The 25,785-nt window shown below is 71.8% G+C and carries 21 protein-coding genes; 13 read left to right on the forward strand and 8 right to left on the reverse strand.

Annotated elements, in window-relative coordinates:
- Position 1 precedes the first annotated feature (1 nt).
- From NAMU_RS08625 to NAMU_RS08635, 3 genes are read right to left on the reverse strand one after another with little or no spacing between them, the layout of a single operon-like run.
- Entirely contained in the window at positions 2-1,882 is a 1,881-nt protein-coding gene (locus NAMU_RS08625; RefSeq protein ID WP_015747021.1) for an acetyl/propionyl/methylcrotonyl-CoA carboxylase subunit alpha, read from the reverse strand.
- 5 nt (positions 1,883-1,887) lie between these two features.
- Positions 1,888-3,465 (reverse strand): carboxyl transferase domain-containing protein, encoded by a 1,578-nt coding sequence (locus NAMU_RS08630; RefSeq protein WP_041368615.1) that lies wholly within the window; start codon positions 3,463-3,465, stop codon positions 1,888-1,890.
- A gap of 8 nt (positions 3,466-3,473) precedes the next feature.
- On the reverse strand, positions 3,474-4,664 hold the full coding sequence (locus NAMU_RS08635) for an acyl-CoA dehydrogenase family protein (RefSeq protein WP_015747023.1): 1,191 nt from the start codon (positions 4,662-4,664) through the stop codon (positions 3,474-3,476).
- Between the two features lie 101 nt (positions 4,665-4,765).
- On the opposite strand from NAMU_RS08635, the gene NAMU_RS08640 reads away from it, so the two are divergent.
- Positions 4,766-5,356 (forward strand): TetR/AcrR family transcriptional regulator, encoded by a 591-nt coding sequence (locus NAMU_RS08640; protein ID WP_015747024.1) that lies wholly within the window; start codon positions 4,766-4,768, stop codon positions 5,354-5,356.
- Positions 5,357-5,374: 18 nt separating this feature from the next.
- Here NAMU_RS08640 and NAMU_RS08645 read toward each other — a convergent pair whose 3' ends face one another.
- Positions 5,375-7,132 carry a CocE/NonD family hydrolase gene (locus NAMU_RS08645; RefSeq protein WP_015747025.1) on the reverse strand — a complete coding sequence of 586 codons (1,758 nt, stop codon included), beginning with the start codon at positions 7,130-7,132 and terminating at the stop codon, positions 5,375-5,377.
- A 104-nt stretch (positions 7,133-7,236) separates the two neighbouring features.
- Here NAMU_RS08645 and NAMU_RS08650 point away from each other — a divergent pair, with 104 nt between their 5' ends.
- Positions 7,237-7,878: a TetR/AcrR family transcriptional regulator gene (locus NAMU_RS08650; protein WP_015747026.1), complete on the forward strand. Its 642-nt coding sequence runs from the start codon at positions 7,237-7,239 to the stop codon at positions 7,876-7,878.
- Positions 7,879-7,881: 3 nt separating this feature from the next.
- Here NAMU_RS08650 and NAMU_RS29145 read toward each other — a convergent pair whose 3' ends face one another.
- The 3 genes from NAMU_RS29145 to NAMU_RS08660 all read right to left on the reverse strand — a co-directional run bounded on the left by NAMU_RS29145 (position 7,882) and on the right by NAMU_RS08660 (position 9,083).
- Complete coding sequence (locus tag NAMU_RS29145) at positions 7,882-8,061, reverse strand: hypothetical protein (RefSeq protein ID WP_015747027.1); 180 nt, start codon at positions 8,059-8,061, stop codon at positions 7,882-7,884.
- A 55-nt stretch (positions 8,062-8,116) separates the two neighbouring features.
- Positions 8,117-8,587 carry a DUF6325 family protein gene (locus NAMU_RS08655; RefSeq protein WP_015747028.1) on the reverse strand — a complete coding sequence of 157 codons (471 nt, stop codon included), beginning with the start codon at positions 8,585-8,587 and terminating at the stop codon, positions 8,117-8,119.
- Between the two features lie 70 nt (positions 8,588-8,657).
- Entirely contained in the window at positions 8,658-9,083 is a 426-nt protein-coding gene (locus NAMU_RS08660; RefSeq protein WP_015747029.1) for a DUF7144 family membrane protein, read from the reverse strand.
- 179 nt (positions 9,084-9,262) lie between these two features.
- Here NAMU_RS08660 and NAMU_RS08665 point away from each other — a divergent pair, with 179 nt between their 5' ends.
- The gene (locus NAMU_RS08665) at positions 9,263-9,457 is read left to right on the forward strand and encodes a hypothetical protein (protein ID WP_015747030.1); all 195 of its coding nucleotides are present in this window, start codon (positions 9,263-9,265) and stop codon (positions 9,455-9,457) included.
- A gap of 21 nt (positions 9,458-9,478) precedes the next feature.
- Here the strand turns inward: NAMU_RS08665 and NAMU_RS08670 are convergent, their stop codons facing one another.
- On the reverse strand, positions 9,479-10,408 hold the full coding sequence (locus tag NAMU_RS08670; protein ID WP_015747031.1) for a hypothetical protein: 930 nt from the start codon (positions 10,406-10,408) through the stop codon (positions 9,479-9,481).
- 254 nt (positions 10,409-10,662) lie between these two features.
- On the opposite strand from NAMU_RS08670, the gene NAMU_RS08675 reads away from it, so the two are divergent.
- From NAMU_RS08675 to NAMU_RS31385, 10 genes are all read left to right on the forward strand, one after another.
- Positions 10,663-10,974, forward strand: coding sequence for a metal-sensitive transcriptional regulator (locus tag NAMU_RS08675; protein WP_015747032.1), 312 nt, complete (start codon positions 10,663-10,665; stop codon positions 10,972-10,974).
- 58 nt (positions 10,975-11,032) lie between these two features.
- Entirely contained in the window at positions 11,033-12,007 is a 975-nt protein-coding gene (locus tag NAMU_RS08680) for a hypothetical protein (RefSeq protein ID WP_015747033.1), read from the forward strand.
- Positions 12,008-12,066: 59 nt separating this feature from the next.
- On the forward strand, positions 12,067-12,288 hold the full coding sequence (locus tag NAMU_RS08685; RefSeq protein WP_015747034.1) for a heavy-metal-associated domain-containing protein: 222 nt from the start codon (positions 12,067-12,069) through the stop codon (positions 12,286-12,288).
- A gap of 67 nt (positions 12,289-12,355) precedes the next feature.
- A complete protein-coding gene (locus tag NAMU_RS08690) occupies positions 12,356-14,638 on the forward strand; it encodes a heavy metal translocating P-type ATPase (protein WP_015747035.1) in 2,283 nt (760 codons plus the stop codon).
- 52 nt (positions 14,639-14,690) lie between these two features.
- Entirely contained in the window at positions 14,691-17,018 is a 2,328-nt protein-coding gene (locus NAMU_RS08695; protein ID WP_015747036.1) for a heavy metal translocating P-type ATPase, read from the forward strand.
- Between the two features lie 43 nt (positions 17,019-17,061).
- On the forward strand, positions 17,062-19,233 hold the full coding sequence (locus NAMU_RS08700) for a sensor histidine kinase (RefSeq protein ID WP_015747037.1): 2,172 nt from the start codon (positions 17,062-17,064) through the stop codon (positions 19,231-19,233).
- Complete coding sequence (locus NAMU_RS08705) at positions 19,226-20,470, forward strand: sensor histidine kinase (RefSeq protein WP_015747038.1); 1,245 nt, start codon at positions 19,226-19,228, stop codon at positions 20,468-20,470. The genes NAMU_RS08700 and NAMU_RS08705 overlap by 8 nt, the downstream gene beginning before the upstream one ends.
- Complete coding sequence (locus tag NAMU_RS08710) at positions 20,467-21,135, forward strand: response regulator transcription factor (protein ID WP_015747039.1); 669 nt, start codon at positions 20,467-20,469, stop codon at positions 21,133-21,135. The genes NAMU_RS08705 and NAMU_RS08710 overlap by 4 nt, the downstream gene beginning before the upstream one ends.
- Positions 21,132-21,494: a response regulator gene (locus NAMU_RS08715; RefSeq protein ID WP_015747040.1), complete on the forward strand. Its 363-nt coding sequence runs from the start codon at positions 21,132-21,134 to the stop codon at positions 21,492-21,494. Before NAMU_RS08710 ends, NAMU_RS08715 begins: the two co-directional genes overlap by 4 nt.
- 215 nt (positions 21,495-21,709) lie before the next feature.
- Positions 21,710-25,753 (forward strand): RICIN domain-containing protein, encoded by a 4,044-nt coding sequence (locus NAMU_RS31385; RefSeq protein WP_015747041.1) that lies wholly within the window; start codon positions 21,710-21,712, stop codon positions 25,751-25,753.
- The last annotated feature ends 32 nt before the right edge of the window (positions 25,754-25,785 follow it).

Here is a 25,785-nt window from a genome sequence, read left to right on the forward strand (position 1 = left end):
GTCAGACCGGCTGATCGGGGCTGCGCACCTCCAGTAGCCGGCTGCCCAGGGCGACCTGGGCGCCGGCCGCGGCGGTCAGGCCGGCGACGATTCCGGCGAACGGTGCCTTGAGCGCGAGTTCCATCTTCATCGCCTCGAGCACGACCAGCACCTGCCCGGTCTGCACCTGATCGCCGGGACCGACCCGGACCTCCAGCACGGTGCCGGGCATCGGTGCGGTGATCGTGCCGTCGCCGATGGCCACGGCCTGGTCACCGAAGATGTCGGGCCGCTCGAACACGTGCCGTTGGCCTTGGAAGGACACCTCGGCCCGGTGCGGGCCGAGCTCCACCACGGCGTCGTGCCGCCGGCCGTCGATCTCCAGGCTGAGCGTGCCGGCCGGCCCGGCCAGTTCGCGGACGTCGTGGTCGTCGACCCGGCCCCGGGTGACGTCGACGACGACGGGTCGGTCGAGCTCGACGACGATCGGGGCCGGGTCGCCGCCGGAGCGCCAGCCGTCGGCCTGGAACGGGTGGCCCCGATCGGTGCCCGCGGCCAGCCGGGCACCGGCCCAGGCGGCCAGCACCCGAGGTCGGTCCCGGTCGGGTTCGGGGACGGTGGTGCGGTCCAGCCAGGCGGTGTCGATGGCGGCGTCGCGGAACTCGTCGCTGGCGACCAGGGCCCGCAGGAATCCGGTGTTGGTGGTCAGCCCGAGGATGGCGGTGCCGTCCAGGGCCTCGATCAGCCGCCGGCGGGCCGCCTCCCGGTCGGCGCCGTAGGCGATGATCTTGCCCAGCATTGGGTCGTAGGCGGTGCTGACGACTTGGCCCGATTCCAGGGCGTGGTCGACCCGCACGCCGGCCGGCCAGCGCACGATCGTGGTGGCGCCGGCCTGGGGGAGGAACCCGTGGAAGGAGTCCTCGGCGTAGACCCGGGCCTCGATGGCATGGCCGGTGGCGGTCACCTCGGCCTGGGTCAGCGGCAGCGGCTGGCCGGCGGCGACCTGCAGCTGCAGTTCGACCAGATCCAGCCCGGTGATCGCCTCGGTGACCGGGTGCTCGACCTGCAGCCGGGTGTTCATCTCCAGGAAGTACGCCTCCCCGGTTGCGTCGTCGACGAGAAACTCGACCGTGCCGGCGTTCTGGTAGCCAACGTGCCGGGCCAGGGCGACCGCGCTGGAGGTGACCAGCTCCCGCAGGGCCGGGCTGATGGTCGGCGCGGGGGCCTCCTCCAGCACCTTCTGGTGCCGGCGCTGAGTGGAACAGTCCCGTTCGTACAAGTGCAGCACCCGGCCGTGCCCGTCGGCGATGATCTGCACCTCGATGTGCCGGCCGCGCTCGACGTACTTCTCGACCAGGATCGTGTCGTCGCCGAAGGCCGAGCGGGCCTCGCGGCGGGCGGCGGCGACCGCCTCGTCGTACTCACCGGCCGACCGGACGATCCGCATCCCCTTGCCGCCGCCCCCGGCGGCCGCCTTGACCAGGATCGGGAACCCGGCGTCCTCACCCCGGGGCACGACGGGAACCCCGGCGGCGACGGCGATCTCGCGGGCGGCGTCCTTGCGGCCCATGGCGTCCATCACCTGTGCCGACGGCCCGACCAGGGTCAGCCCGGCCTGCTCGACGGCCCGGGCGAAGGCGGCCCGTTCGGACAGGAAGCCGTAGCCGGGGTGGACGGCGTCGGCCCCGCCGGCTCGCGCGGCCGCCACGACCGCGTCGATGTCCAGATAGCTGGACACCCGGCAGGCCTCGTCCGCGGCCCGGACGTGCGGGGCCTGGCCGTCGGTCTCGGTGTAGATGGCGACGGTACGGATGCCCAGGCGCCGGGCGGTCCGCATGACCCGCAGCGCGATCTCGCCGCGGTTGGCGATCAGCAGCGTGCGCAGGGTTCTCGGGGTGGTCATCGCGCTCACATCCGGAAGACGCCGTAGGACGGCGCGGGGGTGGGGGCGTTGGCCGCGGCGGCCAGGCCCAGGCCGAGCACCCGGCGGGTGTCGGCCGGGTCGATGATGCCGTCGTCCCACAGCCGGGCGGTGGAGTAGTAGGGCGAGCCCTGCTGCTCGTACTGGGCCCGGATCGGCGCCTTGAAGGCCTCCTCCTCCTGCGGGTCGTCGAAGCCGCGCACGGTGGCCAGCACGGACGCGGCCTGCTCGCCGCCCATCACCGAGATCCGGGCGTTCGGCCACATCCACAGGAACCGGGGATCGTAGGCGCGCCCGCACATGCCGTAGTTGCCGGCGCCGAACGACCCGCCGATGACGACGGTGAACTTGGGCACCACCGAACAGGCCACCGCGGTGACCAGTTTGGCGCCGTCCTTGGCGATGCCGCCGTTCTCGTACTGCCGGCCGACCATGAACCCGGTGATGTTCTGCAGGAACACCAACGGGATGCCGCGCTGGTTGCACAGTTCGATGAAATGCGCTCCCTTGAGCGAGGATTCGCTGAACAGGATGCCGTTGTTGGCCACGATGCCGACCGGATGCCCCCAGATGTGGGCGAACCCGCAGACCAGGGTCTGGCCGTAGAGCTTCTTGAACTCGTGCAGCCGGCTGCCGTCGACGATGCGCCGGATCACCTCGCGCACGTCGTAGGGGGTGCGGGTGTCGGCCGGCACCACGTCGTGGAGCGAGGCCGGGTCCTCGTGCGGTTCCTCCACCGGCGCCAGGTCGTAGGCCGGGGTCACGACCGGCCGGTGCAGGGTGCCCACGATGCTGCGGACGATGGCCAGCGCGTGCGCGTCGTCCTGCGCGAGATGGTCGACGACCCCGGAGATCCGGGCGTGCACGTCGCCGCCGCCCAGGTCCTCGGCGGTGACGATCTCGCCGGTCGCCGCCTTCACCAGCGGCGGCCCGCCGAGGAAGATGGTGCCCTGGTTGCGGACGATGACCGTCTCGTCGGACATGGCCGGCATGTAGGCGCCGCCGGCCGTGCACGACCCCATCACGCTGGCGATCTGCGGGATGCCGCGGGCGGACAGCGTGGCCTGGTTGTAGAAGATCCGCCCGAAGTGCTCGCGGTCGGGGAAGACCTCGTCCTGCATCGGCAGGAAGGCGCCGCCGGAGTCGACCAGATAGATGCAGGGCAAATGATTCTCGCCGGCTACGGTCTGCGCGCGCAGGTGCTTCTTGACCGTCATCGGGTAGTAGGTGCCGCCCTTGACCGTGGCGTCGTTGGCGACCACGACGACCTCGCGGCCGCTGACCCGGCCGATGCCGGTGACGATGCCGGCACTGGGGACGGCGCCGCCGTACATCTCGTAGGCCGCCAACGCGCCCAGTTCCAGGAACGGGCTGCCCGGGTCGAGCAACCGGTCGACCCGGTCGCGGGCCAGCAGCTTGCCGCGGTCGGTGTGCTTGCGCCGGGCGGCTTCGCTGCCACCCTGACGCACGACCGCCAGCCGGGTGCGCAGTTCGTCGACCAGTTCGGGCAGGGACGCCACCGGGGCCGGGCCGCCGTCCGCGGTGGGGGTCGGGGTATCGGTCATGGCGCCCGTCATTCCACCGGCAGGCCGAGGCCGCGGGCAATGAGCAACCGCTGCACCTCGGAGGTGCCCTCGCCGATCTCCAGGATCTTGGCGTCGCGGTAGAAGCGGGCCACCGGGTACTCCTCCATGAAGCCGTAGCCGCCGAAGACCTGGGTGGCGATCCGGGTGGCGGTCACGGCCGATTCGGAGCTGTACAGCTTGGCCACCGCCGCCGCGTGCTTGAACCGGGCCACCGTCGGCGCCCCCGGATGCCCGGCCAGCATCGCGTCCTTCATGGCCGCCGCCCGGTAGGTCAGTGCGCGGGAGGCGTGCAGCATCACCTCGAGGTCGGCGATCGGGAACGCGACCCCCTGCTTGCGCCCGATCGGGCCGCCCATGGTGTGCCGGTCGGTGGCGTACTGGACGCACAGGTCGACGCAGGCCTGGATCAGCCCGACGGCCAGCGCGGCGATCGCCACCCGGCCGTCGTCCAGGATGGACAGGAACTGGGCGTACCCGCGACCGCGCTCGCCGAGCAGATTGCTTTCCGGGACGCGGCAGTCGATGAAGGTCAGCGGATGGGTGTCCGAGATGTGCCAGCCGAGCTTGTGATAGGCCGGTTCGACGAGGAAACCCGGGGTGCCGGCGGGCACGATGACGGTGCTGATCTCCGGACGGCCCCCGGTGCGTTCGCCGGTGCGGGCGGTCACCGTCACCAGGCTGGTGATCGAGGAGCCGGAGTTGGTGATGAACTGCTTGGCCCCGTTGATGATCCATTCGCCGTCGACGAGATCGGCCTTGGTGCGGGTGGCCCCGGCGTCCGACCCCGCGCCCGGCTCGGTCAGGCCGAAGCCGGCGAGCGTGCGGCCGGCGACCAGGTCGGGCAGCCAGAGCTGCTGCTGCTCGGGGGTGCCGAAGGTCAGGATCGGGTTGATGCCCAGGCCGACCCCGGCCTCCAGGGTGACCCCCAGCGACTGGTCGACCCGGCCGAGTTCCTCGATCGCGACACACAGTGCGGTGAAATCGCCGTCGGCTCCGGCGCCGCCGAACTCCTCGGGTGCGGTCAGGCCGAACAGGCCCAGCTCGCCCATGCTGCGGACCACGTCGACCGGGAAGTAGTGGTCCCGGTCCCATTGCGCGACGTGCGGGGCGATCTGTTTCTCGGCGAAGTCGCGCACGGACGCGCGGAATGCTTCGTGCTCCGGGGAGAGCTCGATCATCGTGCTCCTTGCGGTTGCTGACGGCGGCTCGGGGTTAATGTTCATTAACCGGCCCGACCGCAGGTTAACACTTGATAACCCCGGGCGTCTAGACTCCGGGGATGCCGGGTCCCTCGAAGGCGGTCGCGCCACCCACCTCGCGGCGCGCCCAAATCGTTGCCGTGGCCGCCGAACTGTTCGCCGAACGCGGCTTCCATGGCGTCTCGGTCTACGAGTTGGGGGCGGCGGTGGGCACCTCGGGCGCGGCTTTGTACAAGCACTTCGCGAACAAGGAGGCGTTGCTGGGGGAGATGCTGGTGGGCATCAGCGAACGGCTGCTGTCCGAGGGGCAGCGCCGCGCGCGGGCCGCCACCCCCGACGGACCCGAGGCGGTCCTGGCCGGCCTGGTCGACTGGCACGTCGAGTTCGCCCTGGCCCACCCGGCGTTGATCACCGTGCAGCTGCGTGACCTGGCCAGCCTGTCCGAGGACGACCGGCAGACCGTGCGCCGGCTGCAGCGCGAGTACGTCCAGCTCTGGATCAGTGCGATCCGGGCCGCGCTGGGCGGCGACGAGGCGCGCGCCCGTTCGGCCGCCCATGCCACCTTCGGGCTGATCAACTCGACCCCGCACAGCGCCCGCCTGCGCCCCGAGCAGATGGCCGAATTGCTGCACGCCATGGCCATCGGGGCCCTGCAGGCCTCGATGCGCTGACCGTTCGGGCCGGTGGGGCTAGGACGAGCGGGTCAGCACCGGCAGCAGCAGCTGCGAGTCGGCGAAGATCTCGTTGATCGCGCTGGTGCCCACCGGGGTGTGCCGGAAGTTCATGATCGCCGGGCGGTCCGCCGGCTGGTCGTCACTGGTCAGCACGAGCCGGATGCGGTGGCCGGCTTGGAAGCGGCGGGCGTTGGGCACCAGCGGGATTCGGTAGTCGACCGGGGTCCCGATCGGCACCGCCCGGGGGTCCCGGCAGGGCAGCACCGGCGCCCCTGGCCGGCTGGCCGGCTCGTCCACGGCGCGCAGGCTGGCCCGCAGGTAGCCGGCGGTGACGTCGGTGGCGGAGCCGTCGGCGGCGACGTCCTGCAGGGTGGCGATCCAGGCGGTGTCGGTCGCGGTGCTGCTCGCCCGCAGCCGCAGTTCGATCTCGCCGACCACGTCGGTGTCCTGATCCAACGGTGCCGAGTCCCAGCTCAGCAGGCCCGGCAGCGGGAACGGGTTGGCGTTGCGCAGCCGGTTCAGCCCGCCTCCGTCGCACAGGTAGCGCCGCGAACCCGATGTGCCCGGCCCGGCCCCGAGCTGCCCGTTCGCGCCGAGCGCGAAGGTGCGGTGCTCCGCCGGGGGCGGCCACGTGGACGCGGTGCGCCATTCGTCGAGCCCGGGCAGGAAGTAGCGGACCGGCGGACCGTCCATGATGCCGGTGTCCCGGCCCTTGAGCCAGTGGTCGAACCAGGCCAGGGCCTCGACGTGCAGGCTCTCCCAGGGCCAGGTGAGGCCGAACTCGCCGAGCATGCCCATCCGCACGTTCGGGTTGTGCTGCAACGCCTCCCAAGTCGTGAAGGTGCCGGGCAGGTGCAGCGGCACGTTCTGCCAGTCGCAGCCCAGGTAGACCGGGATGTCGACCTCGGCCAGCCCGGGCAGCACGTTGCGGTCGTCCCAGAACGCGTCCCGAACCTGGTGTTCGATGGCGATCTGGGTGAACAGCTCGTCCCAGGGCACCGCGTCGTAGTGCAGCCGCATCACCTTCTTGAGCCCGGTGACGGCCGCCTCACCGTTCATGTGCGCCAACCGGGCATGGATCGGCGGCTCGGTCAGGATGTGCCGGACGGCGGCCAGCAGCTTGCCCCGCCAGAAGGCGTCGCTGCGACCGGAGGTCACGCCCATGGCGGACATGAAGGGGGCGTCGAAGCTGGCGTTGAGCAGGCCGTGGTGGTATGCCGCGTCGTACAGGTCGGGGGTGACGGCGACGGGGAAGATGGCTTTGAGGTGCGGCGGCTTTTCCACCGCGGCTTCCAGCTGGGCCATCGCGAAGTAGCTGATGCCGATCATGCCCACCGCGCCGTCGCACCAGGGTTGGGCGGCGGCCCACTCCACGATGTCGTGCAGGTCGCGCCGCTCCTGCCCGTCGAAGAACCCGAAGGTGCCATCCGAGCCACCGGTGGACCGCAGGTTCACGATGACCTGAACGTAGCCGCGCGGTACGAAGAAATCGCTCGCCCCGGCCTCGATGAAACCCAAGGGGGCGCCGAGGTTCTGGATCTGACGGGGGTAGGGGGAGGCGGAGATCAGGGCCGGGAAGCGGCCCTGCCCGTCCGGTCGGTGCACGTCGGCGAACAGCCGGGACCCGTCCCGCACGCGGATCTCGACGTCCTCGTCGGTGGTCATCGGGAAGCGCGGTTCGGACAACTGCCGGTAGTCCCGACCGGTCGTCTGCGGGCCGTTGAGCCGGCGCTCGCCGGGACCGATTCCGGCTGACTTGACCGTGGTGCCCATCCGACCCCCCAGGTGCGTGGTGGCTGGCTAAATTTCCTCGCCTGGGGAAGTATGGACGACCCAGGACGCACCGGCAACCGGTTGGATCGAATTTCGGAGGGATCATGTCGACGGCCGGCCGCCGCGGCCCCAGTCAGGAACGAGGAGTCCTGCTGGACCGCATCGTCACCGTGGCGCGGGCATCGTTTGCCGAGCACGGGTGGGCGGGTACGACGCTCCGGGCGGTCGCCCGGGAGGCCGGCGTCGATTCCCGGCTGGTGTCGTACTACTTCCGGGACAAGACGGCGCTGCTGCAAGCTTGCCTGCAACCGCCGCCCGGGTACCTCGAACGCATCGCCGTGGTCGCCGCCTCGCCGCTGCCGCAGCGCGGATCGGCGCTGGTGCAGACGTTGCTGGACGCCTGGAACGACCCGGCCACGGCCGCCGTGCTGCGCTCGATCATCCTGACCGCCGCGCACGAACCGGTGGCCCTGGACCGGCTCGGCCTCATCTTTCGCGAGAGCATGATCGGGGTGGTCGCCCGCGAACTCGATGACGACGAGCGCCTGTTGCGGGCCGGGCTGGTGGCCAGTCAACTCGTCGGGCTGGCCATGACCCGCTACCTCTGGCGGCTCCAGCCGATCGCCGACCTGCCCGACGACGCGGTGGTCCGCCTGATCGGGCCCGCCGTGGCCGCCTTCCTCGTCGGACCGCTGCCGCGGCCCGAGCCGGCTTCGGGCTCGACCGACGACGGTCCGGCCGCCTAAGGGTCAGAAGCGGCGGTCGCGGCGATCCTCCCGGCGGTCGCCCCGGTCGTCCCGGCGGTCCTCCCGCCGATCCCCGCGGCGGCGGACGCCGTGCGCGACCACGGCGGTGGTGGCCACCGCGGCCGTGGTGCGACCGACCGGGCCCAGGACACCACGCCGGCCTACTCGTCCTGCTCGAAGCATCGTTCTCTCCTTGGTGACAGCGGTGGGCCCACCTGGGGGGGTCAGATCTGTGGGCTCAACTCTGTGGGCCGTCGTCGTCCAGGTCCTCCTCGATCGCGGCGAGCAGGGCTTGGACGGGAATCCGGCCGTTGGCCACCAACTGCCCGCCGGCCCGGCGAACGGCGCTGGCGAACGTTGCCGCCCAGAGGTTCTCGTACACCAGCAGGCCGGCGGCACTGCCCGGCTCGAGCGCCTCGGCCACGGCGGTGACGTCATCGGCACTGAGCAGCTCCGCCAGTTCGGCTTCCAGGCCGCGGATCTCGCCGAGTTCGCCGACCTCGGCGCTGTCGAACTCGAACGCCTCGTAGCTGCCGTCCGGATCCTTGACGATGATCAGCGCATCCAGCACCCGCACGATGCCGCGCTGGACGAGATCGGCGAGCTCGCCGAGGATCTCGCCCTTGAAGTCACTGCCCGGGAACTCGACCACCAGGTAGTCGACCGGTCCCAGCTCATCGACCGCTGCTTGCTCGACCACTTCGGTCATGGCCCATCCTTCCGACGTTCGGTTCCTGCGGGAAAAGTGATGGCGGCGCGGGTGCACCGCTCCGCGTTGCCTACCTCGCGATCTCGCGGCCGTGCGCGATCAGGGCCCAGATGACCAGCACATCAAGAGCGATGACCACGACGCTGTAGACCGGGTAGTAGGGCAACCAGACGAAGTTCAGCAGGGCGCTCAGGACGGCCATGATGACGCCGACCGTCCTGGCCCACACGGCGCCGGTGAGCACGAAGTAGCCGGCGAGCGCGACGATCAGGCCGACGACGAGATGGATCCAGCCCCAGGTGGTCAGATCGAAGGCGAAGACCCACTTCTCGCCCACCGCGTACAGGGTGTCGTTGAACAGGGCGATGAGCCCCTCGAGGGCCTGGAACAGGCCGACGACCATCAGGGCGATGGCCGCGAACATGGTCATGCCGACCGCGAAACCGCTCGAACCCCGGTCCGGGTCGGACCTCCTGGTCGAGTCGTCGTGGCTCATCGTGGACTCCCTTCTGCGGGCTCCCCTTCTGCCGAACCGTAGCTTTCGGGCCTAGCCGGCAAAAGGGTCTAAGGGCCTTCAGGCGGACAAATACCCCATCGGTCTAGTCACTCGCGACGATGACCAGGTCGGGTCCAAGGACCCGGGTGCGGCTGTTCTGACGAGTCCACCATCGACTCATGGCCGTTCCCCACGTCGAAGCGCCGCGCTGGATCGAGCGATCGGCGGTCATTGTCGCGCTGGTGCTGGTGCTGGTTGTCTATGTCCGGGCGGACGTGATCACTCCGGCGTTGGTCGGCCTGGCCCTGTTGACCGCCGGCGAGGTGGCCATCGGTCGCGGACTGCGCCACCGCGGGGGCACCCACTCGTCCTGAATGCCGCGCCGGCCACCTGATTCAGCAGGCCAGCAACTCGATCGTCCAACCCGCGGAGGCGGTGGAGACGGCCCGGAACCGCACCCCGTTCACCCGCCCATCGGTGGGCGCAAGCTCCGGTTCGCCGAATGATTCGGTGACCCACTCGATCGGAAGCGGCTCGGTGGCAATGAACCCGCCCATGGTGCCGCAGCCCATGTTGGCCTTGTTGATGTACTCGACGCGCAGCAGCACCTCGGCGGCGGCGCGCGAGTCCGGGCTCGCGGCGGCGAACGGCGAGGACTCGGCGGCGGCCCGAGCCGCGGCGATGTCACCGGCCATGCGGGCCTTGGGTTCGTGACCGCGGACGAAGCAGTCGGCGTTCAGGGTCGACCGCGGCACCGTGCCGACCTGCAGGCAGTCGCCACCGCGCAGCGCTCCGAACCGGGAGGCCAGGTTGCTGTAGACCAGCAGAACGGCCTGCTCGGTGGCCGCATCGAGTCCGGCCGGAATGGCCCGGGCCGCCGCCCAGGGGGCCGCGGCGTCGACCGTGTCGATGGTCTGCTGATCGAAAGTGGCCTCCTCGGCGGTCAATCCCGCGTTGATGGCGTCCGCCGCGGCGCTGAGCCTGGCGTCGATGTCGTCGACCTCGGCGAAGAACGGGGCCAGCGCCTCGGCCGCGGTACCCGACGCCGGTCCGGGCGCCGCGGTGGTGCTGCCCGGCGGTTCGCGGCCGGTGGACGTGTCCGACGAGGTGGCGGCGGAGGGCGCCGCGGCCGACGAGGAGGGGGTGGGCGGCGTCGACCGGGTGGTGGACGGTGCGGACGTGCTCGGTGAACTCGGCGTGGTGGGGGTGAGGGTGGCCGTTCCGGCGACCGGAGATCCGGCACACGCCGCCAGTGTGGCCAGCACCACGACGGTGCCGATCGACCGCGACCAGCCCACGAACCGACGACCCCTGCGCACCATCATGATCGGGCACCCTCCGTGTCAGCCCCGACCGTCCTCGATGGTGCCCGGCCGGGTCGGCCGGCGGCCAGGGTCGTTCGGCCCTGTGGGCCGGACGCGCTCGGCTGTGCCTCGCCGCTCGGGTCCCGGTCACCGGCTGTCCTGCCCTGGCCGTTTGCGGTAGATACCCTAGGGGGGTACGCTATCGGTCAATGGCGCGGATACCGGTCCGGGGTATAGGACGGGGCGCCGGGATGCCGGGCGAGAGGGAGGCCATGATGACCGCAGCGTCGTCGGAACACGCAGGTCCGCACGGGTACATCAGTCGCAAGGACGACTACCTGAAGCGGTTGCGCCGCATCGAGGGGCAGGCCCGGGGTCTGCAGAAGATGGTCGAGGACGAGAAGTACTGCATTGACATCCTGACTCAGGTCTCCGCGATGACCAAGGCGTTGCAGTCGGTCGCCCTTGGCCTGCTGGACGAGCACCTGAGCCACTGTGTGGTGCACGCGGCCCAGGCCGGCGGCCCGGAGGCGGACGAGAAGATCCGCGAGGCCTCCGAGGCGATCGCCCGGCTGGTCCGGTCCTGACCCGCCCCCAAGGCGTTGCCCGTACTGCCACCGCCCACCCGACCGGACAGGAGTCACCATGAAGACCGCCCTCACGGTCGCCGGGTACACCCTGGGCCTGATTGCCGTGTTCGGCGCGGCCGCCGGCCTGGGTGCGCTGGTCTCGCCGTCGGTGACCGGCGCCGCGACCACCGGGCCGTCCGCGACGGCGCACGGAGAGATGTCCGACTCCACCGCCCCGGTGCCGGCCGGCGCGGCGGCGTGGCCGGGTGGGCTGATGGTGGCCCAGGACGGGTACACCCTGAGCCTGGCCGACCGGTCGCTCCCGGCCGACGCGCACGCGCAGCTGCGGTTCCAGATCCTGGGCCCGGACGGCGCCCCGGTGATCGGTTATGAGACCGAGCACGACAAGCAACTGCACCTGATCCTGGTCCGGCGGGATCTGGACCAGTTCCAGCACGTGCATCCGGTGCTGGATCCGGCCGGCACGTGGTCGGTCCCGGTGGATCTGTCCGCGGCGGGGGAGTATCGGGTGTTCGCGGACTTCACCCCGACCGGTCATGACGGCGGACTCGTCCTCGGCGCGGACCTCGCGGTGCCCGGGTCCTACGAGCCACGGCCGGTCCCCGCGCCGGCGGCGACCGCCTCGGTCGCCGGCGGTTACCAGGTCACGCTGAGCGGCGACCTGGTGCCCGATCGCTCGTCCGAGCTCACCCTCACGGTCAGCCGGGACGGGGTGCCGGTGACCGACCTGGAGCCCTACCTGGCCGCGTACGGGCACCTGGTCGCCCTGCGGGCCGGGGATCTGGCCTACCTGCACGTGCACCCGGCCGGCGCCCCGGGCGACGGGGTCACGCCGGCCGGCCCCGGCATCACCTTCGCCGCCACCGCGCCGTCCGCCGGTGAGTACCGGTTGTTCCTGGACTTCAAGCACGCCGGGGTCGTGCGGACCGCCGGGTTCACCGTCACGGCCCGGCCCGACCCCGCCACCACCCCTATTGCCACCCCTGTTGCCACCCCGATTGCCACTGAATCCGGCGATCACGGCCATTGAGACCGGCGCCGATCACCCCGCACGAACCAACCATGAACGTCACTTCCCAGGAGGACCTGATGAGCACCACGACAGCCACCTACGCGGTCTCCGGCATGACCTGCTCGCACTGCGTCACCGCGGTCACCGAGGAGGTGTCGCAGCTGGACGGCGTGAGCGCCGTCGAGGTCGACCTGCACGCCGGCGGGGATTCCCGGGTCACGGTGACCAGCAGGGCGCCGCTGCCGCTGGACGCGGTGCGCGCGGCCATCGACGAGGCCGGTTACTCGCTGGCCTCCTGACGGCCGTCACCACAAGACATTTCATCCCGCGTCGGGCACGACGCGTTCGCGGCAAGGAGGTAGGGGCATGACGCAACAAGCGGTCGATCTGCAGATCGGTGGCATGACGTGCGCGTCCTGCGCCGCGCGGATCGAGAAGAAGCTCAATCGGATGCCCGGGGTGCAGGCCTCGGTGAACTACGCCACCGAGAAGGCCCATGTGGTGTTGCCGGAGGGCACCGAGGTGGCCGCGGCGATCGCCACCGTGGAGGCCACCGGCTACACCGCCACCCTGCCGCGCCCGATCCTCGAGCCGGCCCGCCCGCCGGACACCGACCCGGCGGCGGGCGGTGCGGGCGAGCCCGCGCTGGACCCGGAGGTGGCCTCGCTGCGCCGCCGGCTCGTCATCTCCGCGGCGCTGACCCTGCCGGTGCTGGTGCTGGCCATGGTCGCCCCGCTGCAGTTCGACAACTGGCAGTGGCTGAGCCTGACGCTGGCCGCGCCGGTCGTGGTCTGGGGCGCATGGCCGTTCCATCGCGCCGCCTGGACGAACCTGCGGCACGGGGCCGCGACCATGGACACGTTGATCAGTCTCGGCGTGCTGGCCGCGTTCGGGTGGTCGCTGTACGCCCTGTTCTTCGGTGGCGCCGGGATGCCGGACATGCGGATGACGTTCCGGTTGCTGCCCGAGCCCGGAGCCGGGGCGGACGAGATCTACCTGGAGGTGGCCGCCGCGGTCACCGTCTTCATCCTGGCCGGCCGGTACTTCGAGGCCCGGGCCAAGAAGCGCTCCGGCGCCGCCCTGCGGGCGCTGATGGACATGGGCGCCAAGGACGTGTCCGTGCTGCGCGAGGGCCGGGAGCAGCGGGTGCCGGTGGATCAGCTCGTGGTCGGCGACCGGTTCGTGGTCCGGCCGGGAGAGAAGATCGCCACCGACGGCCAGGTGATCGAGGGCGCGTCGGCGGTCGACGCGAGCCTGCTCACCGGCGAGCCGGTGCCGATCGAGGTCGGCCCCGGTGACGCCGTGACCGGGGCCACGGTGAACGCCGGTGGCCGGTTGGTGGTGCGGGCCACCCGGATCGGCACCGACACCCAGCTGGCCCAGATGGCCCGGCTGGTGGAGGCGGCGCAATCCGGCAAGGCGCCGGTGCAGCGGCTGGCCGACCGGGTCTCCGCGGTGTTCGTGCCCGTCGTGATCGCCCTGGCCGTCGGCACTCTGGGCTTCTGGCTGGGCGCCGGGGCCGGGGCCGAGGCCGCCTTCACCGCCGCGGTGGCGGTGCTGATCATCGCCTGCCCCTGTGCCCTGGGGCTGGCCACGCCGACCGCGTTGCTGGTCGGCACCGGCCGCGGCGCGCAGCTGGGCATCCTGATCAAGGGTCCCGAGGTCCTGGAATCGACCCGCCGGGTCGACACCATCGTGCTGGACAAGACCGGCACCATCACCACCGGGCGGATGACCCTGGTGGAGGTGATCCCGGGCGCCGGGACGGACGAGGCGGAGCTGCTCCGGCTGGCCGGCGCGCTCGAGCACGCCTCCGAACACCCGGTCGCCGCGGCGATCGTCGACGGTGCCCGCGACCGGGTCGGTGACCTGCCGGCGGTCGAATCGTTCGTCTCCACCCAGGGTCTGGGTGTGCACGCGGTAGTGGACGGGCACGCGGTGGCCGCCGGCCGAGCGTCCTGGCTGGCGCAGGAGTGGGCCCAGCCGCTGGACGCCGAGCTGGATCGGGCCCGTCGGGACGCCGAGTCGGCCGGTCGCACCGTGATCGCCGTCGGCTGGGACGGTGCCGCCCGGGGCCTGCTGGTGGTCGCCGACACGGTGAAACCGACCAGCGCGCAGGCGATTGCCGAGCTGCGCGGCCTGGGCCTGCGACCGGTGCTGCTGACCGGGGACAACGCAGCCGCCGCCCGGGCGGTCGCCGCCGAGGTCGGCATCGACCCGGCCGACGTCATCGCCGAGGTGCTGCCCGCCGACAAGGTCCGGACGGTCGCCGATTTCCAACATCGCCACGCCATCGTCGCGATGGTCGGCGACGGCGTCAACGACGCCGCGGCCCTGGCCCAGGCCGACCTGGGGCTGGCCATGGGCACGGGCACCGACGTGGCCATCGAGGCCTCGGACCTGACGCTGGTCCGCGGTGACCTGCGGGCGGCGGTGGACGCGATCCGGCTCTCCCGCCGGACCCTGGGCACCATCAAGGGCAACCTGTTCTGGGCGTTCGCCTACAACGTGGCCGCGCTGCCGCTGGCCATGGCCGGCCTGCTCAACCCGCTCATCGCGGGCGCCGCGATGGCCTTCTCCTCGGTGTTCGTGGTGTCCAACAGCCTGCGGCTGCGCCGGTTCAAGGCCGTCTCCGGTAGGACCGCCTGACCGCATCCGCGCACGGTCCCGGCTCCACCGGGCACCGGCGAAAGGAACTGACATGAGCAATCACGCCGCCACGGCGGTGGTCGAGGTGTCCGGGGTGCACTGGGCGTCGTCCCCGGCCGTCACCGAAGCGGTGCTGGGCCGGCGGCCGGGGGTGCTTACCGTGGACGCGAACCCGGTGTCGCAGACCGCGACCGTCACCTACGACCCGGCCCGCACCAGCGTTGCCGACCTGACCGGATGGGTGCGCGACTGCGGGTACCACTGCGCCGGACAGTCGGTGCCCGAGCACCTGTGCGACCCGATGGCCGAACCCGCCGGCTCGGCGCAGCCTGACCACGGACCCGCCCGGACCGACGTCGCAGATCATCAGCACGCCCATCCCGGCGGCATGTCGATGGATTCGATGGTCCGGGACATGCGCAACCGGTTCCTGGTCGCCGCCGGGCTCTCGGTGCCGGTGCTGCTGTGGTCCCCGATCGGCCGGGAGGTCCTCGGGTTCACCGCGCCGGCGCCGTTCGGCCTGAGCGACGGTGTGTTCTCGCTGCTGCTGTCCCTGCCGGTCATCTTCTACTCGGCGTCGATCTTCTTCGCCGGCGCCTACCGGGCGCTGCGGGCGCGGACGCTGGACATGATGGTGCTGGTCGCCGTCGGGGTCGGCGCCGGTTGGCTCTACAGCGTCGGGGTCACCCTGACTGGCTTGTTCACCGGCGAGAGCGGTGAGGTCTTCTACGAGGCGGCCACCGTGCTCACCGCTTTCGTGCTGCTGGGGCATTGGTTCGAGATGCGCGCCCGCGGGGGTGCCAACGACGCCATCCGGGCCCTGCTGGAGCTCGCCCCGCCGAAGGCGGTGGTGCTGCGGGACGGGCAGGAGGTCGAGGTGGCCACCGCCGACGTCGCGGTGGGCGAGCTGCTGCTGGTCCGCCCGGGGGCCAAGATTCCCGTCGACGGCGAGGTCGAGGCGGGTGACTCCGAGGTCGATGAGTCGATGGTCACCGGCGAGAGCCTGCCCGTGCCCAAGGCACCGGGCACGCCGGTGATCGGGGCGTCGGTGAACATTTCCGGCACGCTGCGGGTACGGGCGACCAAGGTGGGCGCGGACACCGCCCTGGCTCAGATCGTCACCCTGGTGCAGGAAGCGCAGAACTCCAAGGCGCCCGGGCAACGGCTGGCCGACCGGGCCGCGTTCTGGCTGGTGCTGGTCGCGCTGGTCGGCGGCACCGTGACCTTTGCCGTCTGGCTGGCCGTGGGCGCCGGAGTGCAGACGGCGCTGCTGTTCGCCATCACCGTCGTGGTGATCACCTGCCCGGACGCGCTGGGCCTGGCCACCCCGACGGCGATCATGGTGGGCACCGGCCTCGGTGCGCAGCGGGGGGTGCTGTTCAAGAACGCCACCGCGCTGGAGACCGCGGCCCGGATCGACACCGTGGTCATGGACAAGACCGGCACCCTGACCAAGGGTGAACCCGAGGTCACCGACCTGGTCGCCGACGGCATGGACGAACAGGAACTGGTGGCCCTGGCCGCCGCGGTGGAACGCGAGTCCGAGCACCCGTTGGCCGCCGCGATCGTCCGGCACGCCGACGACCGGGGCGCCCCACGCCGGCCGGCGACCGGGTTTCGATCCATCGCCGGCCACGGCGCCGCGGCCACGGTCGACGGGCGCCGGGTCCTGGTCGGGAACCGCCGGCTGATGGCGCAGGAGCACGTCGACCTGGGTGCGCTCGCCGCGCACCGGGACGAGTTGGCCGTGACCGGCCGGACCGCGGTTTTCGTCGCGGTCGACGGCCGGGCCGTCGGGGTGATCGCCCTGGCCGACGCCGCCCGGGACACCGCGGCCGCCGCCGCCGCCGCGCTGCGGGAAGCGGGGGTTCGGGTGGTCATGCTCACCGGTGACAACGAAGCCACCGCCCGCCGGATCGCCGACCAGCTCGGCATCGACGAGGTCGTCGCCGAGGTGCTCCCGTCCGAGAAGGCCTCCACCGTGGTGTCTTTGCAGGACAAGGGCCGGCGGGTGGCCATGGTCGGCGACGGGGTGAACGACGCCCCGGCCCTGGCCCGGGCCGATGTCGGGATCGCGATCGGCGCCGGTACCGACGTCGCGATCGAGACCGCGGACGTCGTGCTGATGCGGTCCGATCCGCTGGACGTGCCGGTCGCCCTGCAGATCGGACGCGGCACCCGGCGCACGATGCGGCAGAACCTGGGCTGGGCCATCGGGTACAACGCGCTGGCGCTGCCCATCGCCGCCGGGGTCTTCGAACCGGCCTTCGGCGTGGTGCTGCGGCCCGAGATCGCGGCCCTGACGATGTCCGGCTCGAGCCTCATCGTGGCCGTCAACGCCCTGCTGCTCAAACGACTGCGGCTGCCCACCCGGGCGTGAGTGTCTGCGCGGTCTGCGCCGATAAGTCCGATAATGCGCACTTGTGAGGCTGCGTTCCGGATCGTCGATCCTGCGGGTCCTGGCCTGGGTGTACGCGGTCGGGCTGGTGGTCTGGCTGACGCTTGGTCTGCTGCCCGTCGTCGTGACCGGTATCGGTCCGGCGGCGGACGCGGCGCGCAGCATCGCCGGGTCGGGCGGTCCGCTGGCCGGACCGGCCGCCGAACTGTTGGCCCCGGCCATGCCGATGACCGGGCTCACCGGGGTGACCCTGCTGCAGTACGCGTTCAGCGCGCTGAACCTGGTGCTGGGCGTCGTCCTGCTGGTGCGGTGCTGGGACGAGCGGGTGGCCCGGTTGCTCGCCGTCGGCCTGCTGGGCACCGCCGCGACGTTCAACCTGCCCAGCCATGAGGCATTCCGGCTGATCGGCAGCCCGTGGCCGATCTCGCTGCTGCACTTCAGCTTTCACATCGCCTCGGGGGTCTGCTACCTGTGGGCGGTGATGCTGTTCCCGGACGGCCGGCTGCCCCGCCGGGTCGGGGTGTCCGGGCGGCCGCTGTTCGCGGTGGCCCTGGCGGTCACCGTGGTGGTCGCCGCCATCTGCTGGTGGAGCGATTTCCTGCTGCACCCCCAGTTCTTCGTGATCTTCTTCGGCGTGTTGATCCCGGTGGCCGGCGTGACCATGCAGACCTGGCGGCTGCGGGAGCCGGTGGCGTCCGCGCAGGACCGCCGCAATGCCCGGCTGCTGGTCGGCGCCCTGCTCCCGGCGCTGGCCGTCGCCGCGCTCTGGGCGGTGGCCGAGGCGCTGACCCTGGTCGGGGTGGGCGGAGTGCCGGTAGCCAACCTGGCGGCCGAACTACCCGACCTGTTCCCGGCGGTGTTCGCGATCGTGCCCGTCGTGCTGTTCGTGGCCTTGGTGCGCTACCGGATCTTCGGACTGGACCGGTTGCTCAGCCGGGTCCTGGTGGCCACCGTCCTGCTGGCGGCGACGGGCCTGGTCTACCTGGCGGCGGTCGTCACCGGGGGCGTGCTGGCGGCCGATGGTCCCTGGTGGACGGTGCTGGTGATGGCCGCCGCAGCGACGGCGCTGAGCTGGGGATGGGGACTGGTCCGCCGGCAGGTCAACCGGATCGTGTTCGGACAGGACCTGGACCCGACCGCGGCGATGGGCACGCTGATCAGCGGGCTCGACCTGCTCAGCCGGGCGGACGAACTCGACCAGGTGGTGGACGTCGTCGTGCGGGCCACCCGAGCGCGGCGGGCCCAACTGTTCCAGGCCCGCGACGGCGGCTGGTCCCGGCTCGCCGGCCGGCCGCCCGGCGGCCCGGCGGACCCCGATCCGACCCCCGGCCGGTGCTGGCCGATCAGCTACGACGGCCAGCCGATCGGCGTGCTGACGATCGAACTGGGCCCCGGGGAACGGCTGCCCGGCGCCCAGGCGGCCTTGCTCGCCGACCTGGCCGATCATGCCGGCCTGCTCCTGCACAACGCGACGCTGGCCGATCACCTGCAGCGGCAGGTTCGCCGGCTGGCGGATCGGGCCGACCAATTGCGCACGATCCGGCGCCGGATGGTGCGGGCGCAGGATCGGGAGCGGTTCCGGCTGGAACGCAACCTGCACGACGGCGCTCAGCAGACGCTGGTCGCCGCGATGATCGAACTGCGGATGGCCGCCGGTCTCGCCGTGCCGGCCGGGGCGCGCACGCTGACCGCGATCCGCGAGTCGCTTCGGGATGCCGGCCGGGAGTTGCACGAACTGGCCGCCGGCGGCCTGCCGGCCGGGCTGGCCGACGGCGACCTGCGCCGGGGGCTGGCGGTCATCGCCCGGTCCGCCGAGCAGGCCGGCTTCGCGGTCACGGTGTCCACGGATCTGCCCGCCACCGGTACGGGTGTCGGGTGGTCGGACGCCGCCGTCGGGATCTGGTTCTGTTGCTCGGAGGCGGTGCAGAACGCAATCAAACACTCCGGTGGGCAGCGGATCTCGATCCGGGTGAGCGTCCAGGACGGCGGCATCGCCGGCACCGTCGCCGACGACGGTCGCGGCATGGAATCGGCCCCCGGCAGCTTCGGCGGGATCCGGGGGCTGGACGACCGGGTGGCCGCCCTGGGCGGGACCATCACCGTGCGGTCGGCGCCGGACACGGGCACCACGGTGCACGGCTTCATTCCCCTGGGCGGGGACGCCGGGGCGGACCGGGCGGTGATCGGCCATGCCTGATCGTCGCCGGGTCACGGCGCTGGTGCTCGCCCTGCGATTCGTGGTGGCCCTGCTCGCGTTCGCCGGCGCCGCGGCCTGGTCGGCCCGATCCCGGCCGGGTGGCATGCCGGTCTGGGTCGTCGTGCTGACCATGGCGGCGGTCGGTGCCGTGTTCGCGCTCACCGCAGGTCCGCTCACCCGGGTGGCCGAGCGGGCGGTCCTGCGCGACCGGGCCGACGGCTACCAGGCCGGCCACGCCCTGCTGCGCCGGATGTCCACCGCATTGCCGGTCGAGGACGTGCTCCCGTCCCTGGCCGAAACCACCGGACGCACCCTGCAGGTCGACCGGTCCGAGGTGCGGGTCCTGCTCGACGGTGGTCAGACGCTGTCCCAGGTGTGGCCGGAACGGGCCGGGGCCCAGGGTGCGCCGGTCGTGGTCCAGGTGCGGCACGACGGGGACACGGTCGGCGAGATCGAGGCCGACGTGACCCGCACGGCGGGCGGCCGCCGGGAGGCCGCGCTGCTGCGGCAACTGGCCGGCCCGGCCGGTCTGGCCATGTCGACGGTCCGGCTGACCGCCGAGCTGCAGCGCCGGGCCGCGTCGTTGGCGCGGCTGAACGACCAGATCGCCGCGTCGAACCGGCGCATCGGCCAGGCCCGCCAGCATGAGTCGGATGCGATCACGGCCGAGATCCGGGCCCGGGTCGATCCTTGCCTGGACGCGGCGGCCGACCTCATCGAGTCTGCGTTGCTGACGCCGGCGGACGCACCGGTCCTGATCGACCAGGCGCGCGAGCAGGTGGCGCAGGGATTGGCGGAGCTGCGCAACCTGGCCCGGCGCATCTACCCGCCCCGGCTGGCGGACGGTGGTCTGGCCGCCGCCCTGGAGGGCTGGCAATTGCGGGCCGGTGTCGGCGTCGAGCTGGCGATCGAGGACGATTCGCGGCTGCGGGCCGACCCGGCCGTCGAGTCCTGCGTGTACTTTCTTCTCGTCGCTGCCCTCGAGCACCGTCCGGCCGCTGGTCGGCGGCAATCGGTGACGGTGGCCGTCAACGCCGATCGGGTCGAGGTGCAGGTGGACGTCCCGATGCCAGATCCCGCTCGGCAGAACGCCAACCGGTCGATCGACCAGGCCACGGTGGCCGCCGTCACCGACCGCGTCGAGGCCTTCGGTGGGTCCATCACGGTCACGGTGGCCGACGGTCGCCGCACCCTGCGGGCGTGGCTGCCCCTGGGGCAGGAAGGCAGGCCGGAATGAGCCATCGGGTGGTGCTCGCCGAGGACAACTTCCTGCTCCGGGAGGGGCTGCGGGGCATGTTGGCCACGGTTGCGGGCATCGAGGTGGTGGCCGGGTGTGCCGACCTGCCGCAGACCCTGTCGGCCATCGCCGAGCTGGCCCCGGATGTGGTGCTCACCGACATCCGGATGCCCCCGGACCGCCGTGACGAGGGCATCCGGGTGGCCGATCACTGCCGCCGGGTCCACCCTCGGATCGGCGTCATCCTGCTCAGCCAGTACGCCGAACCGGGTTATGTGCGTGCGCTTCTCGGCCAGGGCACGCAGCGCCGGGGGTACCTGCTCAAGGAGCGGGTGAGTGACCTGGACGAGCTGGTGCGGGCCATCGACACGGTCGCCGGCGGCGGCTCGGTGATCGACCCCAAGGTGGTCGAAACGCTCATCGACGCCCGCACGCTGGCCGGCGACGGCGAGGTGGGCCGGCTCACCCGTCGGGAACGGCAGGTCCTGGAAGGCATCGCCCAGGGCCGGACGAACGCGGCCATCGCCGAGGCCCTGGTGCTCACGTCGCACGCGGTGGAAAAGCACATCAACTCGATCTTCACCAAACTTGGCCTGTCCGGTGATCGGGTGAACCATCCCCGAGTGCGGGCGGCGTTGCTCTATCTGGCGGAGGGACGACGGTGACCGGCGCTCCGGTGGGCGAGACCCGGATCCTGCTGGTGGACGATCAGCCGCAGTTCCGACGCGCCGCCGCCGCCCTGATCGGGGCCACGGCGGGCCTTCGGCTGGTCGGGCAGGCCGGCTCGGGCGAGGAGGCCGTCGAGCTGGCCGACCGGTTGCGACCCGACCTGATCGTCATGGACGTGCGGCTGCCGGGGATCGATGGGACCGAGGCCTGCCGGCGCATCCGGCATCGCCGGCCCGACATCCGGGTGATCCTGGTATCCACCTACGAGCGAGCGGATCTCCCGGGAATCGACGACTGCGGGGCCACGCGCTTTGTGCGCAAGCAGGATTTCGACGTACCGTCGCTCACCGTCTGACCGGCCGCAGCGATCCGGCCGCAGCCGAGCCGGAGTGACGACAGTGGTTTGACAACAGGTGCTGTCGCCACTGATACAAAATTTAAGTGACAATGTGGAATCTTTTTCGGGGTGCCTGCACCCCCCTGTGAAAATGGTGGCGCGCACCATCGAGTTCCGCGGGCGAAAAGCCGACTCTTGACCGGTCCGCAATTCACCCGACCTGAGGAAGCCCGATGTCCCGACGAACCACCGGTGATGGCCCCACCGCCCTGCGCGCCCTCGCCCGCCGCGGCCTGCTCAGCCTGGTCGCGGCCTCCACCGCCGCCACCATCGCACTGGTGCCGGTGGCCCCGGCGACGGCCACGCCCGTCATCGTGGTCCCGGCGGCTGCGGTCGCGTCGGCGCCGATCGCCGATCCGGGGGCCGCCGCGCCCTCGGCGGCCCCAACCACCGACCCGGCCCCCACGCCCGCCCCGACCCCGGCCTCGACGCCCGCGCCGGCCTCGACGCCCGCGCCGGCCCCGACACCCGCGCCGGCGCCGGCCGCGGCGGTGGCTCCGGCTCCCGCCGCCGCCACGGCCACGACGACCGACCCGGCCCCGACCGGCAGCCCGGCTCCGGCTCCGGCCGCGGGGTCGCCGTCCGCCTCCACCCCCGCCTCCACCGCACCCTCGACAGTGGTTCCCAGCAGCACCTTCTCGCTGTCCCCGGCGGCCCGGTCGTTCCTGTCCGCCCTGAACCTGAACCTGGGATCCGGGCCGGTCACCGGCACCCTGGACGGCTCGGTGCTCACCGTCGCCGTCGGCGCCCCCGCCGTGGCGTTCCCGCTGCCCACCCCCGGCCAGACGGTCTCCTTCACCGGCGCCACCTTGACCATCGACGAGTCCACCCGGACGCTGACCCTCACCGCCGCGGTCACGACCGGCAACGGTCTCGGCGGTTCGCTGTCGGTGAGCATCGCCAACGCCGATGCCACCGATCTGACCGGAGCCGACCTGACCGCCACCCTCGACATCACCGGGATCTCCGTGCTGGGGACCACGGTGGAGGTCTCCGGCTCGCTGTCCGCCACCGGCGGCCGGCTCGCCGCCTCCCTGACCGGCAGGCTGAGCAGCGACGGCGTCGTCGCCGACGGGGTGCTGACCGTCAAGTCCGGGAGCACCATCACCCTGGCCACCGACACCGGCCTGAGCGTCAACGGCACCGCCGTCCTCGGTTCCGGCCCGACGGCTTTCACCGTGATCGTGTCCGGTGCGATCAAGGACGGCCGGAACTGGTCGCTGAGCGTGGACAACACCGCCGAGACGCCACAGTTCAGCCCGGTCGACGGCCTGAGCATCAGTCCGGCGTTCGCCGGAACGATCACCGACGCCAACGGGACCGTCACCTTCGATGTCGCCGGGGACGACACCGGGAGCTGGCAAACCGGCCCGGCCACGTTGTCCCTGACGCACGTGGAGGTGTCCAACGCCGCTCCCCGGGACGGATTGGCCTGTCCCGCGGTCGATCCCGGCCAGGTCTGGTTCGACATCCAGGGCGGCGTGGCCGATCCGGCGGCCGGGATCGCCGGTTCCGCGCAGGCCTGCGTGGTACCGGCGGCCAAGGCGTTCCAGATCACCGCGAGTGCGCCGAGCATCACCCTGCCCAACGCGGCCCACTTCTCGCTGGACCAGCCATCGGTGTCGATCACCGGCAGCGGCGTCGGGACGGCGCAGGCCAAGGTCGCGGTGTCGGCCGCCGCCACCCTGACGGTGGCGCCGGACGCCGACCACACGGTCCACACTCCGGTCACCCTGAGTTTCGCCGACGATGGCAGCTTCACCGCTTCGGCCGGGATCGATCTAGGCGCGCTCGGCGTCGGCTCGGGCCAGGGCACCCTGGTGCTGGCCAGCAAGCAGATCGCCCAGTTCGACCCGACGACCGTGGGGGCGACCGGTCAAAAGTTCGATCTGCCGGCCGGCGTCACGCTGCTGTTCGCCTACCAGCCCTCGGGTGCGGTGAGCGCGGCGCTCAAGAACCTGCAGTTGCCCGCCCCGAAATCCATCGCCGCCCGGGCCACCCTGTCCGACAACGGGTTCGAGGCGACCGCTCAGCTGCAGTTCGGCGACCGGGACCAGGGCGCCAAGCTGTTCGCGCAGAACACCCCCGGTGGCGCCGCGGCCTACATCAACTCCCTGGGTCTGGATTTCCAACTGGGTTCGGCCAGCGGCACGGTGACCGTGTCCGGGTCGGCCTTCCTCGTGTTGTCCAAGCTGTATGCCAGCGGCACGGCCTCCCGGGTCCAGGTCACGCTCGGCGGCAGCCTGGGGGTCAGCGCGCAGGGGGCGGTGTCGGTCTCCTTGCAGTTCGACATCAAGGGTCTGGGCGGGCCGTGGACCGACGCGTTCGGCATCCCCGGTCTGTCGGTCAGTGAGGTCGCCGGCCGGATCGGGGTGAAGGACAGTCCGGAAACCGCCGGCATCCCCCTACCCACGCTGGCCTTCAAGGTCGACAACGTGCAGCTGCCCAAGGCCTGGAACGATGCCATCGGCATCCAGGCCGGCGCCACCACCTCGTTGAATCTGGTGCTGGACGTGAACAACCCGGTGCTCGGCTTCTCGATCGCCGGCCAGACCCCGGATGCGGTCGCGCTCAAGCCCTTCACCATCATCAAGTCGGTGGCCGGGAAGTCGATCCCGTCGTCCTTGCCGGATTCGGTGCAGGTCAAGACCGCGCAGCTGCTGTTCGCCCCGCTGGGCGGCACCGACGCCGCGGGCAAGGCGATCAACCCCGGGGCGACCCTGGTCTTCGACAGCGCCGTGGCCGGTGTACCCGTGCACGTGGATGGCAACGTCGCCGTGCTGCCTTACCCGAGCCTGACCGCCGACGCGAGCGTCGGCAACTTCGCGGTCGGGCCGGTCACCCTGGCCAACACCGACCTGAAGATCACGCTGTCCGCGGATCCGTCGAACCCGCAGGCGGACTTCAGCTTCCACGGCGGATTCACCGACAAGACCAGCGGCATCTCGTTCCTGGCCGGCATCGACGAGGGCGCCTCCGCCTCCCTGGCCAGCGCCGCGGTGTCGCTGCACATCGCCGGTGGCCAGCCGCAGTACCTGCAGGCGGCGGCGGACCTGACCGGTTCGGTCTCGATCTCGCCCAGGGACGGCAGCGTCTCCTTTGCGGCCTCGGGCAATGCCGCGGTCGCGGTGAACGGGCTGAACCTGGCGTCCGTGCCGTTCAGCTACTCGACCACCAGCGGCGCGCTCTGGCAGCAGCTGCAGGGCAGCGCGGGCCAGGTGGCCCAGGCGTTCAAGAGCGCCTACGGATGGACCGATGCCCAGGCCGCGGCCGCGCTGAACACCCTGCGGGCCACGCCGGCCCAGATTGCCGGGGCCCTGCAATCGGCCTACGGCGACGGCTCTGACGCGGTGATGAAGGTCCTGCTCAAGACCGGATTCAGCGTCGACACCAGCATCGCGACGGTGAAGTCGATCCTCGGGGCGGCGGACAACCAGATTGCCAGCACCCTTGCTCAGCTGGGCTACCAGCAAACCCAGATCGCGACCCTGCTGAACCGCTTCTACGGCGACGCCGACGCCCGGATCGCTTCCGTCCTGCTCGGTCTGGGCAACACCGCGACCAGCGTCGCCGGGACCCTGCACACCGTGTTCGGTGACACCGACCGGCAGGTCGCCGTGGCCTTCCAGCAGATCGGGGTGCCCGCCCAGACGATCGAGGCCGCACTGACCAATGCCTTCGGCGACGGGCAGGCGGCGATCTACAACCTGATGACCTCGATCGGCTCCGCCGGCACCGGCACCCTGGACGCGCTGGCCGGGGTGTTCAACTCCGGGGCCTACTCGCCGTCGGCGCACCCGTGGTGGTCGGTGCCGCTGCTGTGGGACGTGTCCAACGCCAGCACCGCCGAGGGTGCGCCGGTCCTGCAGTGGAGCTGGAACGGCGGGCACAACCAGCAGTGGTACGTGCTGCCGACCGACGGCGGGTTCGCCGAGCTGGTCAACCGCAACAGCGGCAAGTGCCTGGCCGCGCCGGGCTACAACGCAGGCCAGCAACTCATCCAGGTGGCCTGCACCGGCAACCCGGGGCAGCAGTGGTACCTGGGCGTGTACCCCGGGCAGAGCCTGACCGGCCAGACCAAGACCGTCTGGAACCGCGCGACCGGGCTGTACGCGGACGTCAGTGGGGCCAGCACCGCGGCCGGTGCGGCCATCGACCAGTGGTACTACAACGGCAACTGGAACCAGCAGTGGTACTTCGGTCCCGCGGTCGGATGAGCTGACCGGGGCCCCTCAGGTGCCCGACCACC

The sequence above is a fragment of the Nakamurella multipartita DSM 44233 genome (assembly GCF_000024365.1).
In the GTDB taxonomy this organism is placed as follows: Bacteria; Actinomycetota; Actinomycetes; order Mycobacteriales; family Nakamurellaceae; genus Nakamurella; species Nakamurella multipartita.

Bases quoted from the DNA above. Each gene is read 5' to 3' on its own strand.
- NAMU_RS31385 (WP_015747041.1), top strand. From the start codon at position 21,710: ATGTCCCGACGAACCACCGGTGATGGCCCCACCGCCCTGCGCGCCCTC.
- NAMU_RS29145 (WP_015747027.1), bottom strand. From the start codon at position 8,061: ATGCTTCGAGCAGGACGAGTAGGCCGGCGTGGTGTCCTGGGCCCGGTC.
- NAMU_RS08695 (WP_015747036.1), top strand. From the start codon at position 14,691: ATGAGCAATCACGCCGCCACGGCGGTGGTCGAGGTGTCCGGGGTGCAC.
- NAMU_RS08690 (WP_015747035.1), top strand. From the start codon at position 12,356: ATGACGCAACAAGCGGTCGATCTGCAGATCGGTGGCATGACGTGCGCG.
- NAMU_RS08650 (WP_015747026.1), top strand. From the start codon at position 7,237: ATGTCGACGGCCGGCCGCCGCGGCCCCAGTCAGGAACGAGGAGTCCTG.
- NAMU_RS08655 (WP_015747028.1), bottom strand. From the start codon at position 8,587: ATGACCGAAGTGGTCGAGCAAGCAGCGGTCGATGAGCTGGGACCGGTC.
- NAMU_RS08675 (WP_015747032.1), top strand. From the start codon at position 10,663: ATGACCGCAGCGTCGTCGGAACACGCAGGTCCGCACGGGTACATCAGT.
- NAMU_RS08670 (WP_015747031.1), bottom strand. From the start codon at position 10,408: ATGATGGTGCGCAGGGGTCGTCGGTTCGTGGGCTGGTCGCGGTCGATC.
- NAMU_RS08710 (WP_015747039.1), top strand. From the start codon at position 20,467: ATGAGCCATCGGGTGGTGCTCGCCGAGGACAACTTCCTGCTCCGGGAG.
- NAMU_RS08685 (WP_015747034.1), top strand. From the start codon at position 12,067: ATGAGCACCACGACAGCCACCTACGCGGTCTCCGGCATGACCTGCTCG.
- NAMU_RS08660 (WP_015747029.1), bottom strand. From the start codon at position 9,083: ATGAGCCACGACGACTCGACCAGGAGGTCCGACCCGGACCGGGGTTCG.
- NAMU_RS08645 (WP_015747025.1), bottom strand. From the start codon at position 7,132: ATGGGCACCACGGTCAAGTCAGCCGGAATCGGTCCCGGCGAGCGCCGG.
- NAMU_RS08630 (WP_041368615.1), bottom strand. From the start codon at position 3,465: ATGACCGATACCCCGACCCCCACCGCGGACGGCGGCCCGGCCCCGGTG.
- NAMU_RS08640 (WP_015747024.1), top strand. From the start codon at position 4,766: ATGCCGGGTCCCTCGAAGGCGGTCGCGCCACCCACCTCGCGGCGCGCC.
- NAMU_RS08635 (WP_015747023.1), bottom strand. From the start codon at position 4,664: ATGATCGAGCTCTCCCCGGAGCACGAAGCATTCCGCGCGTCCGTGCGC.
- NAMU_RS08705 (WP_015747038.1), top strand. From the start codon at position 19,226: ATGCCTGATCGTCGCCGGGTCACGGCGCTGGTGCTCGCCCTGCGATTC.
- NAMU_RS08665 (WP_015747030.1), top strand. From the start codon at position 9,263: ATGGCCGTTCCCCACGTCGAAGCGCCGCGCTGGATCGAGCGATCGGCG.
- NAMU_RS08625 (WP_015747021.1), bottom strand. From the start codon at position 1,882: ATGACCACCCCGAGAACCCTGCGCACGCTGCTGATCGCCAACCGCGGC.
- NAMU_RS08680 (WP_015747033.1), top strand. From the start codon at position 11,033: ATGAAGACCGCCCTCACGGTCGCCGGGTACACCCTGGGCCTGATTGCC.